Here is a 13,934-nt window from a genome sequence, read left to right on the forward strand (position 1 = left end):
CGGCGCGGGCGATCGGCCGAGGCTAGAACGCCGCCTCGTCCAGCTCCATCAGGTCCAGCTCCACGCCCTCGGCGAGCTTCCGCTCGGCCGCGACGCCCGGCAGGACGTTCGTGGCGAAGAACTTGGCCGCGGCGATCTTGCCCTCGTAGAAGGACTTGTCCTTCGCGGAGGCGGTCTCCAGCTTCTCGGCGGCGACAGCGGCGCCGCGCAGCAGCAGGTAGCCGACGACGACGTCACCAGAGGCCATGAGTAGACGGGTCGTGTTGAGCCCCACCTTGTAGATGGACTTGACGTCCTGCTCGGTGGCCGCGAGGTCCGTCAGCATGACGCCGACGATGGCCTCCAGCTCGACCGCGGCCTTGGCCAGCTCCTCGCGGGCCCCGGCGAGCGCCTCGCCGCCCGTGCCGACCGCGAGGAACTTCTTGATCTCCTCGGCGAGGCCGTTGAGCGCGGCACCCTGGTTACGGACGATCTTCCGGAAGAAGAAGTCCTGGCCCTGGATGGCCGTGGTGCCCTCGTAGAGGGTGTCGATCTTGGCGTCACGGATGTACTGCTCGATCGGGTACTCCTGGAGGTACCCCGAGCCGCCGAACGTCTGGAGCGACTGCGCCAGCTGCTCGTACGACTTCTCCGAGCCGTAGCCCTTGACGATGGGCAGCAGCAGGTCGTTCAGGGCGTGCAGCGCCGAGGCGTCCTCGCCCGCCGCCTCCTTCACCGCGATGTCGTCCTGGACGGCCGCGGTGTGCAGCACGAGCGCGCGCATGCCCTCCGCGTACGCCTTCTGCGTCATCAGGGAGCGGCGCACGTCCGGGTGGTGAGTGATCGTCACCTTGGGCGCGGTCTTGTCCATGAACTGGGCCAGGTCGGGACCCTGGACGCGCTCCTTGGCGTACTCAAGGGCGTTGAGGTAACCCGTCGACAGCGTCGCGATCGCCTTCGTGCCCACCATCATGCGGGCGAACTCGATGATCATGAACATCTGGCGGATGCCCTCGTGCTTGTCGCCGATCAGCCAGCCCTTGGCGGGGTGCTGGTCGCCGAACGTCATCTCGCACGTGTTGGACGCCTTGAGGCCCATCTTGTGCTCGACGTTCGTGGCGTACACGCCGTTGCGCTCGCCCAGCTCGCCGGTCTCCCAGTCGAACTCGTACTTCGGGACGAGGAAGAGCGAGAGGCCCTTCGTGCCGGGGCCGTGGCCCTCGGGGCGGGCGAGGACGTAGTGGAGGATGTTCTCCGACATGTCGTGCTCACCGGACGTGATGAAGCGCTTCACGCCCTCGATGTGCCAGGAGCCGTCCTCCTGCAGAGTCGCCTTCGTGCGGCCCGCGCCCACGTCCGAACCGGCGTCCGGCTCGGTCAGGACCATCGTCGAGCCCCACTGCTTCTCGACGGCGATCGCGGCGATCTTCTTCTGCGCCTCGTTGCCCTCTTCGTGCAGGATGCCCGCGAACGCCGGACCGGAGGAGTACATCCACACGGCCGGGTTGGCGCCGAGGAGCAGCTCCGCGTACGCCCAGATCAGCGAGCGCGGGGAGGTCGTGCCGCCGATCTCCTCGGGCAGGCCAAGGCGCCAGTACTCGGAGTCCATGAAGGCCTGGTAGCTCTTCTTGAAGGACGCCGGCACGGGCGCGGTGTTGGTGGCCGGGTCGAAGACCGGCGGGTTGCGGTCGGCGTCCTCGAAGGACTCGGCCAGCTCGTTCTCGGCGAGGCGGCGCAGCTCGTCGAGGATGCTCTTGGCGGTGTCGACGTCCATCTCCGCGAACGGGCCGGTGCCGTACAGCTTGTCGCGGCCGAGCACCTCGAAGAGGTTGAACTCGATGTCGCGGAGATTCGACTTGTAGTGCCCCATGGCGACGGCTCCGTAAGCAGAAGAAAAGGGATCAACGGGATCAGTACCAGCAAGTAGCTACGATGATGCTACCCGTCGGTAATAAGAAGCAACCCCTAATAGGTCATCTGTGACTCAGTACTCTTGCGGGCATGTACGGCTACGACCAGAGCCCCGGCGCCCAGCAGCAGTACGCCCCGCCGGGGGCCCAGCCGCCGCCGCAGCAGATGCCCGGCGGTGCCGGCGGGTACGCACAGCAGCCCCCGCTCTATCCGGAGCCGTCGCCTCCGTCCCTCGCGGACGCGGTGCGCGCCTTCACCACGGGCTCGATGTCCGCCGAGGACTTCCAGCAGGCCTTCGCCACGTCCAAGGTCTACTGCCCGCGCGGCGACAACCCCGGCTTCCTCGCCCTGCACAACACCCAGCAGCCGGTGATCCCGATGTTCACCTCGCTCAAGGAGCTGCGCAGGTACGCGGGCAAGGAGTCCAAGTACTTCGTGATCACGGGCGCCGAGGTCATCGACCTCCTGCCGACCGGGTACGGCTTCGTCCTGGACATGGAGGGCGAGCACCGCATGGTCTTCGACGCGAAGGCCGTGGAGCAGATGGTCGACTTCGCGATGCGCCGGATGTATGGCTAGCCACCTCTAGTGCTGATGCCGCTGTGACGCCCGGAGGGAATTCCCTCCGGGCGTCCGTCGTTCCCAGTGGCAAGAAGTTCTACGTTCAACTAAACTGAGCGTACGAGAAGGAGGCACCGACATGCCCGCAGTGACCGTCGAGAACCCGCTGACCCTGCCCCGTGTGGCCGCGTCCGGCGATGCCGTGGCCCGCCCCGTGCTCGCCGTGACCACCGCTCCCGGCGGCTTCGAGGGTGAGGGCTTCCCGGTGCGCCGGGCCTTCGCGGGGATCAACTACAAGTACCTCGACCCGTTCATCATGATGGACCAGATGGGTGAGGTGGAGTACGCGCCGGGAGAGCCCAAGGGCACGCCCTGGCACCCGCACCGCGGCTTCGAGACCGTCACGTATCTGATCGACGGGACCTTCGTCCACCAGGACTCCAACGGTGGCGGCGGCACGATCCAGAACGGCGACACCCAGTGGATGACGGCCGGCAGCGGCCTGCTCCACATCGAGGCGCCGCCGGAGTCCCTCGTCATGTCCGGCGGCCTCTTCCACGGCCTCCAGCTGTGGGTGAACCTGCCCGCGAAGGACAAGATGATGGACCCCCGCTACCAGGACATCCGCGGCGGCCAGGTCCAGCTGCTCGCCTCCCCCGACGGGGGCGCGCTGCTCCGCGTCATCGCGGGCGAGCTCGACGGCCACCAGGGTCCCGGCATCACGCACACGCCGATCACGATGATCCACGCGACCCTGCGTCCCGGTGCCGAGGTCACGCTGCCGTGGCGCGAGGACTTCAACGGCCTCGCGTACGTCCTCGCGGGCAGGGGTTCGGTCGGCGCCGAGCGCCGCCCGGTCCACCAGGGCCAGACCGCCGTCTTCGGCGCGGGCTCCTCGCTGACCGTCCGGGCGGACGAGAAGCAGGACGGGAACACCCCCGACCTGGAGGTCGTGCTGCTCGGCGGGCAGCCGATCCGGGAGCCCATGGCGCACTACGGGCCGTTCGTGATGAACAGTCAGGCCGAGCTGCAGCAGGCCTTCGAGGACTTCCAGAAGGGTCTGCTCGGCACGGTCCCGGCGGTGCACGGCATGTAGGCGCTGTCTCTTGGCCGTACACGCTGTCTCTTAGCCGTACATAAAGTGCGCGGTCCTTGAGGTCGTGCTCGGGTAGGAGGGTGAGCACCCTTCTGCCCGAGCCCGCACGGCGTACCGCCGCCTGGTGCGTCGTCATGCTCCTCGTCACCGGCGTTGCGGCCGTGGCGATCTGGCTGGTCATCATCTTCAAGACGGCGGTCACGCCGGTCCTGCTGGCCCTGCTCGGCACGGCCCTCCTCGGTCCCGTCTACCGATGGCTGCTCAAGATGAAGGTGCAGCGCTCGCTGGCCGCGGGGCTGACGTGCGCGGCCGTTGTCGCCGTGGTCGGCGGGGCGATGTACGTCGTGGTCAAGGCCCTGATCGACACGGGCGACCAGATCATCGCCTCCGTGAAGCAGGCGGCGACCGATCTGTCCAAGTACTTCGGTGCCGCGGGGACCTCGCTGGAGGACATGGCGTCCAACGCGAAGGAACTCCTCGGCAAGTTCGGGGGGTCCGCGGCCTCCGGGGTGATCAGCGGGCTGAGCGTGGTCGGCGAGGTGATCGCCATGGCCGTCCTCGCCCTGCTGCTGGTCTTCTTCTTCCTGCGCGACTCCGACCGCGCCATGGGCGCCATGCGCTCGCTCGCGCCGCGGGGCACCGCGGACACCGTCGAGGCGATGGGGCGGCGGGCCTTCGAGGCGGTCGAGGGCTTCATGCGGGGGACGACGTTCATCGCGCTGATCGACGCGATCTGCATCACGGTGGGCCTGCTGATCCTCCGGGTGCCGGGGGCGTGGGGGCTCGGAGCGCTGGTCTTCATCGGGGCGTACATCCCGTACCTGGGCGCCTTCATCTCCGGCGCGGTCGCCGTCCTGGTCGCACTGGCGGACCGGGGCGTCATCATCGCGCTGTGGGCCCTGGGCGTGGTCCTCGCCGTCCAGGTCCTGGAGGGCCACGTCCTGCAACCGGTGATCCAGTCCCGCACGGTCCAGATGCACCCGGCGGTGGTGATGCTGGCGATCACCGCGGGGGCGTCCGTGGCGGGAATCCTGGGGATGCTGCTCGCCGTACCTGTGACGGCGGCGGCGTTCGGGGTGGTCTCGGAGCTGCGGGGGCGGTACGGAGCTGAGGGCGCGGGTTAAACGCCGGACGGGCTGACACGCCTGCGGGCCGAGCTGTGGGGTGGGTGGGCAGTCGCCGGGCAATCGGGTGGGACAGATCCGCCGCGGAGCGGCGGCGTGCCGCACGGCGCGGCAGCCGACGATGGCACAGGCGCCGGACGGGGTTCCGGCGTCGCCGGGTGCGCTCTCCGACGCCGCAGGGGTCACCCCTCGCCCCCGCCTCCGGCGTCCCCCTCGTCCTCGTACAGCTCGAACCAGATGCTCTTGCCGTCGCCCCGCGGGTCCACGCCCCACGCGCCCGCCAGCAGCTCCATCAGGACCAGGCCCCGGCCGGACGAGGCCAGCTCTCCCGGGTGGCGTTTGTGGGGGAGGTCGTCGCTGCCGTCGGAGACCTCCGCGCGCAGGCGGCGCGTGCCGGGCTCCCCCGTCACCTCCGCCACCAGCAGCGCGTCGCCGTCCGTGTGGACCAGTACGTTCGTGACCATCTCGGAGACCATCAGGACCGCCGAGTCGACCTGGTCGGGGTCCGCCCAGTCATGGAGGAGTTCGCGGACGTGGCGCCGTGCCCCGGCGATCCGCTCCGGCTCGGCCTGCGCCACCGTCAGGACCGTCCGCCGCGCCGCCGTGCGCCGCTCGGGATGCCCGGTCCTGCCGAGCAGCAGTACCGCTATGTCGTCCTCGCGCCGGTCCGCCAGCGGGCCCGTCGTGTGGTGCGAGGAGGGCCCGTGCACGGCCTGTACGAGGGTGTCGGCGAGCACCTCCAGGCCGTCACCGCCCTCTGACTCGCCCTCCGCGTCGTACTCCTCCAGGATCTTGCGGATCCGCTTCCAGCCGCTGTCCAGATCGTGCCCGCCGGTCTCGATCAGACCGTCCGTGCAGATCAGCATCGTCTCGCCGGACTCCAGGACGAGCCGCGTCGTGGGGTAGTCCGCGTCGGGGTCGATGCCGAGCGGCAGACCGCCCGCCGTCGGCCGCAGCAGGACCGTTCCGTCAGCCATCCGTATCGCCGGCTCCGGATGGCCCGCTCGGGCGATCTCCAGGACGCCGGTGACCGGGTCGGCCTCCACGTACAGGCAGGTCGCGAAGCGCGGATCGGCGGCGTCGCCCGACGGATCGCCGCTCGAACCATTCGTCGTGATGCCGTCCGTGATCCCGGAGAGGAAGCGGGTGGCACGGGAGAGCACCGCGTCCGGACGGTGCCCCTCCGACGCGTACGCCCGCAGCGCGATCCGCAGCTGCCCCATCAGGCCCGCCGCCCGCACGTCATGCCCCTGCACGTCGCCGATGACGAAGGCGATGCGCCCGCTGGGCAGCGGAATCATGTCGTACCAGTCGCCGCCCACCTGCAGCCCGCCGCCGGTCGGCACATACCGCGCCGCCACGCTCATCCCCGGGATCCGCGGCCCCAGGATCGGCAGCATCGAGCGCTGCAGCCCCTCCGTCAGCTCCCGCTCCGACTCGGCGACCCCGGCCCGCGACAGGGCCTGCGCCAGCATCCGGGCCACCGTCGTCAGGACCGAGCGCTCGTCCGGCGTGAACGACACCGGGTAGGCGAAGGCGGCCAGCCACGCGCCCATCGTGCGGCCCGCCACCGTCAGCGGCAGGAACGCCCACGACTGCCGCTGGAAGGGCCGGGCCAGCGGCCAGGTGGCCGGATAGCGCTCGTGGTACTCCTCCGGCGAGGAGAGGTACACCGCACGCCCCGTGCGCACCACCTCCGCCGCTGGATAGTCCGTGTCCAGCGGCATCGCCGAGAACGGCAGGTCGTCCCCCGGCTTGTGCCCGTGATGCCCGATGACCTTGAGCCGGTCGCCCTCGACCCCGAAGACCCCGAGCCCGTCCGGCGAGAACCCCGGCATGGAGAGCCCGCTCGCCACCCGCAGCACTTCCTCCGTCGACCGCGCCTCCGCGAGGGCCCGCCCCGCGTCGAGCAGGAACGCCTCGCGGGAGCGCCGCCAGTCACCCGTGACCGGCGAGCGCGCGGCGGCGCCCGGCGGCGGCTCGGTCACTTCCTGCAGAGTGCCGATCAGCTCGTACGAATGAGTGGCCTCGTCCACGACCGGCTTCGAGCGGCTGCGCACGATCCGCAGGACCCGCCGCCCCTGCTCGTCCATGATCCGGAGCCGGGCCTCCGCGAGGGTGCCCTCGGCGACGGCCAGCTGCACGATGCCGTCGATCTCGTTCCAGTCGACGGGGTGGAAGCGGGAGCGCACGCCCGCCTCGGTGAGGGTCTGCGGGTGCGGGGGAAGGCCGAGCAGCCGGGCCGCCTCCGCGTCGAGCGTGACGGTCCCGGCCGCGTTGTCCCAGCGCCACAGGCCGGTCGCGATGGCGGCCAGGACGTCCCGTACCGGAGGCAGGGGATCGTCCCCCGCCTGCGCCGGGGCATCATCGGTGCGCATTGACCCACTTTATGAAGATCCGCGGAGAAGTCGCCACCGACAGGATGCCGGGAGCGCCCCCGAGGAGTGCTCCCGGGGTAATCCGGAAAGCGATCTTCGCCCGGACGGTAGCCTTGGGGACTGTCTGCTCTCTCCCCTATTCGCGAAGACTGGATGAACGACGATGCATCGGTACAGGTCCCACACCTGCGGCGAGCTCCGCGCCTCTGACGTCGGCTCCGACGTCCGGCTGAGCGGCTGGCTGCACAATCGCCGAGACCTGGGTGGCATCCTCTTCATCGATCTGCGCGATCACTACGGCATCACGCAGCTGGTCGCCCGCCCCGGCACCAAGGCCGCCGAGGTCCTGGACAAGCTCTCCAAGGAGACCGTCGTCCGGGTCGACGGCAAGGTCGTCTCGCGCGGCGCGGAGAACGTGAACCCGGAGCTGCCCACCGGCGAGATCGAGATCGAGGCCGCCGAGGTCGAGGTGCTCGGCGCGGCCGCCCCGCTGCCCTTCACGGTCAACGCGGACGACGGCGTGAACGAGGAGCGGCGCCTGGAGTACCGCTTCCTGGACCTGCGCCGCGAGCGCATGCACCGCAACATCATGCTGCGGTCCTCCGTCATCGCCTCCATCCGCTCGAAGATGGTCGCGCTCGGCTTCAACGAGATGGCGACGCCGATCCTCGCCGCGACCTCCCCCGAGGGCGCCCGCGACTTCGTCGTGCCGTCCCGCCTGAACCCGGGCAAGTTCTACGCACTCCCCCAGGCGCCGCAGCAGTTCAAGCAGCTCCTGATGATCTCGGGCTTCGACCGCTACTTCCAGATCGCGCCGTGCTTCCGCGACGAGGACGCCCGCGCGGACCGCTCGCCGGGCGAGTTCTACCAGCTCGACGTCGAGATGAGCTTCGTGGAGCAGGAAGACGTCTTCCAGCCCATCGAGAAGCTGATGACGGAGATCTTCGAGGAGTACGGCAACGGCCGCCACGTCACCTCGCCGTTCCCGCGCATCCCGTTCCGCGAGTCGATGCTGAAGTACGGCAACGACAAGCCGGACCTGCGCGCGAAGCTTGAGCTGACCGACATCACGGACATCTTCGCGGACTCCGAGTTCAAGGCCTTCGCGGGCAAGCACGTCCGCGCCCTCCCGGTGCCGGACACGGCCTCGCAGTCCCGCAAGTTCTTCGACGGCCTCGGTGACTACGCCGTGGAGCAGGGCGCCAAGGGCCTCGCCTGGGTGCGCGTCGCCGAGGACGGCTCGCTGACCGGCCCGATCGCCAAGTTCCTGACCGAGGCGAACGTGGAGGAGCTGACCAAGCGCCTCTCCCTCGCCCCCGGTCACGCCGTGTTCTTCGGCGCCGGTGAGTTCGACGAGGTCTCCAAGATCATGTCGGCCGTCCGCGTCGAGGCCGCCAAGCGCGCGGGCCACTTCGAGGAAGGCGTCTTCCGCTTCTGCTGGATCGTCGACTTCCCGATGTACGAGAAGGACGAGGACACCGGCAAGATCGACTTCTCCCACAACCCCTTCTCGATGCCCCAGGGCGGCATGAAGGACCTGGAGGAGAAGGACCCGCTGGACATCCTCGCCTGGCAGTACGACATCGTCTGCAACGGCATCGAGCTGTCCTCCGGCGCCATCCGTAACCACGAGCCCGACGTCATGCTCAAGGCCTTCGAGATCGCGGGCTACGAACGCGAGACGGTGGAGCAGGAGTTCGCGGGCATGCTCCGCGCCTTCCGCCTCGGCGCCCCGCCGCACGGCGGCATCGCCCCCGGCGTCGACCGCATCGTGATGCTGCTCGCGGACGAGCCGAACATCCGCGAGACCATCGCGTTCCCGCTGAACGGCAACGCCCAGGACCTGATGATGGGCGCGCCCTCCGAGCTGGAGGAGTCGCGACTGCGCGAGCTGAACATCGCGCTGCGCAAGCCGGTCGCCTCCGAGAAGTCGGAGAAGTAGCCCCAAGCGGCTGTCAGTCGGGCCCCGGGACCGTCATGGTTCCGGGGCCCTTCGCATGCGTTTCCCGACTCCCCCCTCGCTTCTTCACGAGTTCTCCGCTTCCGGTGGGTCTGCCCGGTTCGCGTCAATCAGTCGTTTATTGGCGCCACTTACGGTGACGTCCTTCGCTCGCGTAATAACGCGTAACCATGGTCGGGGGACGGCATATGGCGCTGCGTATTCACTTCACGGCACAGGATCTGGCGCGTACGACGGTCGCGGCGCGCCCCGACATCATGTGGGAGCTGACGATCAGCCTCCACCGGCTCCAGGCGCCGCGGCACACCGCCCGCTGCCGGCCCTGGCTCGGCCACGCGCGTGACCGGCTGCGCACCCGCGACCTCCGGGCCGTGCTGCACTGCCTCACCACGCTCGTGCCGCGGCGCGGCGACTTCCCCGACTTCCTCACGCCGCCGGGGCAGTTGGACTTCGCCGACGCGCTCGACGTGATCGGCGGCGCCGACCGCCGCCCCTTCGGCGAAGACCTCGCCTCGGTCTTCCGCTCCCGCGAACGGCCCTTATGGGTACGTCAGTTGGCGGACGGCGACCGCGAAAGGCGCCGGGAGCTGCTGCACGCCCTCACCGTCTACCACCGCGAACTGCTCCGCCCCTGTCTGCCCGAGCTGGACGAGACGGTGCTCGCGGAGCGCGCCGTGTGCGGGCGGCGGGTCCTGGACGGCGGAGTGGGCAGGCTCCTGGGCGTCCTCTCGCCCTCGGTCCGCTGGGCGTGGCCCGTGCTGACCACCGACTATCCGGTCGACCGGGATCTGCGCCTGGCCGGGCGGGGCATCACCCTCGTGCCCTCCTTCTTCTGCGCGACGCCGGTGACGCTGATCGACCCCGAGCTGCCGCCGGTCCTGGTGTATCCGGTGGCCGGTGAGGCTCCGCGCCCCGCCGGCCGGGCGGACGGCCTCACCCCGGTGCTCGGCCGCACGCGTGCGCTGGCGATCCGCGCCCTGGCGCACCCCTGCTCGACCAGTGAACTCGCCCTGCGGATCGGCGTTTCGGTGCCGAGCGCGAGTCGCCATGCGGCGGCGCTGCGGGACGCGGGGCTGGTCACGAGTGCGCGGCAGGGCGGGGAGGTGCTGCATACGGCCACCCGCCTCGGCCGTGAACTCGCGGAGGGAGGCGGGGAGTTGATGCGGTCCGCCTGAGGCAAAGCTTCCGTTTGCAGCAGGGTGCAATCCCGTGGTCGGGCGGGTTCCGTCGCCTCTCCAATGGTCATGGCCACACCAAGTGGCGGAGTGCTGACGGGGAGGGGACCCAGTGAAGAGACGTATGGCTGTGGTGTTGGGCGGGGTGTTGGCGGCGGGGGTGCTGAGCGTGCCGGTGGCGTCGGCGGACCCGGATGTCCCGCCGGACTTCAGGATGCCGTTCACATGCGGTCAGACCTGGGAGATGGGCACGTACAAGGGGCACAACCCCGACCCGAACGGCCCGAACCAGGACGACAAGCGGCTCGACATGTTCCAGGTGGGCGGCGACACGGCGGGCCAGCCGGTCCTGGCTTCGGCGGCCGGCACCGTGCACTACGTGGAGGCGAGCGTCGGCCTCGTCCACATCGACCACGGCAACGGCTGGTTCACGCAGTACCTGCACATGAACGACCGGGTCGCCGAGGGCACCAAGCTGGAGGCGGGCGACCGCGTCGGCACGGTGGGCAAGGTCGGCACCGGAGTCGAGCACCTCCACTACCAGCAGATGTACGACTTCGACGGCAACGGCTACCCCACGGAGGGCCGCGACGGGGAGACCGACGAGCTGGTGCATCCCACCATCCAGGGCACGAAGTACCAGATCGGCCCGGACGACGGGAAGGTGCAGCTCAAGAGCACCAACTGCGGAGGTGACCCCGGCCCCGGTCCCGACCCGGAGCCCGAGCCCACCACCCTCGCCTACACCGGCGATAAGTCCGTCTCCAACGGCTCCGGCGCCAAGCTCTCCGCCGTCCTGAAGGCGAAGGACTCCGAAGAGCCCGTCGAGGGACGCGAGGTGGCCTTCGAGCTGGGGGACGGTGACACCGCCCAGACCTGCGAGGGCAAGACGGACGACAAGGGCACCGCGACCTGCACCGTCGACGTGGCGGACCAGAAGCTGACCGACGACGCCACCGTGCCGCTCAAGGCGAGCTTCGCGGGCGACGACGCGTACACGAAGTCCGAGGACACCGAGAAGCTGAAGCTCCAGCACGTGGAGGGCCGTTCCTACGGACTCGCCGCCCAGGTCCCGCTCCCGATCCTCCCCATCGGCATCGACCCGACCCCGGACACCGGGACGGTGCAGACGGCGGGCGCGGAGACCAAGGCCCCGGCGTGCGCGCAGGGCATCAGCGCCCTCGTCCTGAACGCCGACGCGCTCTGCGCGAAGGTCGTCACCAAGACGGGACCGAGCGGCGCCACGGCGACCGCCACGGTCGCCGACGCGTCCATCGGCCTGCCCGGCCTGCCGGTCATCGGCATCTCCGGGCTCACCTCGACGTCGTCCAGCAGCTGTGAGGCGGCGAAGGGCGGCGTCAGCCTGAAGCTGACCGTCGCCGGTACGCCCGTCGACATCCCGGACACACCGGGGCACGAGGTCGACCTCGGCCTCGCGGGCAAGCTCGTCGTCAACGAGCAGCTCCCGGTGGACGGCGCGGACCAGGGCCTCACGGTCAACGCCGTACACCTGACGACGCTCGCGGGCGCGGACGTGGTGATCGGTTCGAGCACCACCAGCGCGCACGACTGCGGGTAGCCAAGGGGGACGGGGGAGGGAAGGGCCCGGGGTGCCGTACGGCGCTCCGGGCCCTTCCCTTGTGGTTATGGGAGATCGCAGGGACCGAGGAGAACGGCGGGGACGTGAGCGAGGCGGGAGGCCTAGGGGTCAGTGGCTTCCCGGTACCAGCCACGGCTGCTCCGGGAGCGGACTGCCCGTCTCCAGAAGGGACTTGAGGTTGGACATGACGGCCGCCCAGCCGGAGGCCGCCTCGGCGCGCTCCTCCTCGCTCGCGAGGTTCTCGTGGGTCACGGTGAGGCGCACGATCCCGCCGTACGGCTCGATGTCGAACGTGACCTGGGAGGGCTCGGCCCCGGGCTTCGCCCCGGGGTCGGCCCAAGTGGTGACCAGGCGGGTCGGCGGCGTGCTCTCCACGACCTTGCCCACGACATCGGCGATGCCGGAGCCGTCCGTGCGGCGGTGCTCCCAGTCGGAGCCCTGCCGCCAGTCGGAGACGTTCGCGTGCCCCCAGTAGGCGGCCGTGAGTTCCGCGTCGGTGAGGGCGTGCCAGACCTGTTGCGGGGTGCTCTCGATGTAGGTGACGTATACGTACGTCGGTTTCGCGTCGCTGCTGGTCATGGCGGCCTCCGCCTGCTGTTTCAGTGCGCTGAGCGCTCTTAGCCGTGGGTGCTCGAACTTGTCGATCCAGCGTTCCTGGATCTCGTGGAGCGGCACCGGGTTCAGGTAGTGGAGCTTCTCGCGCCCCCGCCGGACCGTGCTGACCAGGTTCGCGGCCTCCAGGATGCCCAGATGCTGGGTCATCGACTGCCGTGTCATGGCGACACGCTCGGCGAGTTCGCCCAGCGTGAGCCCGCCCTGCTGGTGCAACTGGTCGAGGAGGAAGCGCCGGGTGGGGTCGCCGAGGGCCTTGAAGACCTTGTCGACGCCGGGGTCCCGGTCGTCCGGACCCGAACGGGATGTCGTACTCACCCCTCCATCATGCAGGCATTTACCTGCATGTCAAAGCGTGCGAGGTGACTGCCCGATGTCGGTCCGGGGTGTCGATGTCAGTCAGGGCTGGTGGTCAGCGCCTCAAGCGGCAGGCGTCGCCGACGAGTTCGCCTCGGCCTCGGCCCATTCGGTGACGAGTCGCTCGTACACCCTGCGCTCGTCCGGGCGGAGCCTGCCGCCGGCGGTCAGCCACAGCGCACGGATCTCCTCGTTGACCTCGTCGGCGGTGCGTCGCCGGTCGGGGGAGGGAGTCGTGGCCATGTCGTGAAGCTTACGTACGAAGATGTGAAGGCGCCGTCAATATGCGCCTACTCTCCGCATGACTTAGCTCACCGTCAGGATCTTCCGGCCGCGTCACCAGGGATGTCGGGGTTCCGACGGCTGGACCGTGCGCGGGTTCTGCGCCGCTCTACGCGGCTCTACGCGATCTCGCCGAGCCGGACCCGCAGCCCGTCGAGCACGCGCCGGAGCCCGTAGTCGAAGGTCTCCTCCCGTGTCTTCGCGGGATCACCGCCCGCCCGCGAGCCCTCGCCCTCCGCGCTCTCCCCGGCCTTCCCGGCCTTCCCGGCCCGCAGGCTCTCCATGAACTCCCCCTCGCTCTTGCCGCTTCGGGAGATCAGCGACAGGTACGCGGCTTCGCTGGTCGCCATTCCGATGACGTACGACATGACGGTGTTCATGGCGTGATCGGTCTCCTCCGGAGGGAATCCGGCCGCCCTGTAGACGGCGGTCATCCGCTGCGACATCTTCGCCACGTTCGGACCGAGGTGGATCAGGCCGACCTGGCCGAGCACGGAGGCGACCCAGGGGTGACGCAGGATCATCGCCCGCAGGCTGTAGGCGCCGAGGGCGGCCGGAGTCCGCCAGTCGACGGCGTCGGCCTCCGGGGTCTCCAGCTCTCCGTAGATCTCGTCGACGACCAGCTCGATCAGCTCGTCCTTGTTGGCGACGTGACGGTAGAGCGAGGTGGCGCCCGCGTCGAGGCGGGTGCCGAGCTTGCGCATGCTGAGGGACTCCAGGCCGTCCGCGTCGAGCAGCCGCACGGCCTCGGCGACGATCTGCTCCCGGCTCAGCTGCTCGCGCTGCCGGCGCGGGCGGGTCCAGACGGAGGCGATGTCTTCGTTGTCGGCGGCGGGCATGGGGCCTCCTGGTTCGGGCGCGGGCTTCGGCCCTCACGGTAGCGCACGACGTACGCACCT

General features: G+C 69.9%; 11 protein-coding genes. 6 read left to right on the forward strand and 5 right to left on the reverse strand.

Annotated features, from left to right (window positions below):
* Positions 1-22: 22 nt before the first annotated feature.
* Positions 23-1,849 (reverse strand): acyl-CoA dehydrogenase, encoded by a 1,827-nt coding sequence (locus ACIBKX_RS22725; protein WP_363270238.1) that lies wholly within the window; start codon positions 1,847-1,849, stop codon positions 23-25.
* Positions 1,850-1,980: 131 nt separating this feature from the next.
* Here ACIBKX_RS22725 and ACIBKX_RS22730 point away from each other — a divergent pair, with 131 nt between their 5' ends.
* The 3 genes from ACIBKX_RS22730 (at position 1,981) to ACIBKX_RS22740 (ending at position 4,671) form a co-directional block, all read left to right on the forward strand.
* The gene (locus tag ACIBKX_RS22730; protein ID WP_135331823.1) at positions 1,981-2,469 is read left to right on the forward strand and encodes an SseB family protein; all 489 of its coding nucleotides are present in this window, start codon (positions 1,981-1,983) and stop codon (positions 2,467-2,469) included.
* A 121-nt stretch (positions 2,470-2,590) separates the two neighbouring features.
* Entirely contained in the window at positions 2,591-3,547 is a 957-nt protein-coding gene (locus tag ACIBKX_RS22735) for a pirin family protein (protein ID WP_363270237.1), read from the forward strand.
* A gap of 134 nt (positions 3,548-3,681) precedes the next feature.
* A complete protein-coding gene (locus ACIBKX_RS22740) occupies positions 3,682-4,671 on the forward strand; it encodes an AI-2E family transporter (RefSeq protein ID WP_363270505.1) in 990 nt (329 codons plus the stop codon).
* Between the two features lie 182 nt (positions 4,672-4,853).
* On the opposite strand, the gene ACIBKX_RS22745 is transcribed toward ACIBKX_RS22740, so the two are convergent.
* Positions 4,854-7,049, reverse strand: a complete 2,196-nt coding sequence (locus ACIBKX_RS22745) for a SpoIIE family protein phosphatase (RefSeq protein WP_363270236.1) — start codon at positions 7,047-7,049, stop codon at positions 4,854-4,856.
* A gap of 163 nt (positions 7,050-7,212) precedes the next feature.
* On the opposite strand from ACIBKX_RS22745, the gene aspS reads away from it, so the two are divergent.
* From aspS to ACIBKX_RS22760, 3 genes are all read left to right on the forward strand, one after another.
* Entirely contained in the window at positions 7,213-8,991 is a 1,779-nt protein-coding gene (gene aspS / locus ACIBKX_RS22750; protein ID WP_363270235.1) for an aspartate--tRNA ligase, read from the forward strand.
* A 206-nt stretch (positions 8,992-9,197) separates the two neighbouring features.
* On the forward strand, positions 9,198-10,184 hold the full coding sequence (locus ACIBKX_RS22755; protein WP_363270234.1) for a winged helix-turn-helix domain-containing protein: 987 nt from the start codon (positions 9,198-9,200) through the stop codon (positions 10,182-10,184).
* Positions 10,185-10,308: 124 nt separating this feature from the next.
* Entirely contained in the window at positions 10,309-11,763 is a 1,455-nt protein-coding gene (locus ACIBKX_RS22760) for a M23 family metallopeptidase (RefSeq protein ID WP_363270233.1), read from the forward strand.
* Positions 11,764-11,892: 129 nt separating this feature from the next.
* Here the strand turns inward: ACIBKX_RS22760 and ACIBKX_RS22765 are convergent, their stop codons facing one another.
* The 3 genes from ACIBKX_RS22765 to ACIBKX_RS22775 form a co-directional block, all read right to left on the reverse strand.
* A complete protein-coding gene (locus ACIBKX_RS22765; protein WP_363270232.1) occupies positions 11,893-12,714 on the reverse strand; it encodes a metalloregulator ArsR/SmtB family transcription factor in 822 nt (273 codons plus the stop codon).
* 102 nt (positions 12,715-12,816) lie between these two features.
* On the reverse strand, positions 12,817-12,996 hold the full coding sequence (locus ACIBKX_RS22770) for a hypothetical protein (RefSeq protein WP_363270231.1): 180 nt from the start codon (positions 12,994-12,996) through the stop codon (positions 12,817-12,819).
* 158 nt (positions 12,997-13,154) lie between these two features.
* Positions 13,155-13,874 (reverse strand): TetR/AcrR family transcriptional regulator, encoded by a 720-nt coding sequence (locus tag ACIBKX_RS22775; RefSeq protein ID WP_363270230.1) that lies wholly within the window; start codon positions 13,872-13,874, stop codon positions 13,155-13,157.
* Between the last annotated feature and the right edge of the window lie 60 nt (positions 13,875-13,934).

The organism is Streptomyces sp. NPDC050658 (genome assembly GCF_044457025.1).
In the GTDB taxonomy this organism is placed as follows: domain Bacteria; phylum Actinomycetota; class Actinomycetes; order Streptomycetales; family Streptomycetaceae; genus Streptomyces.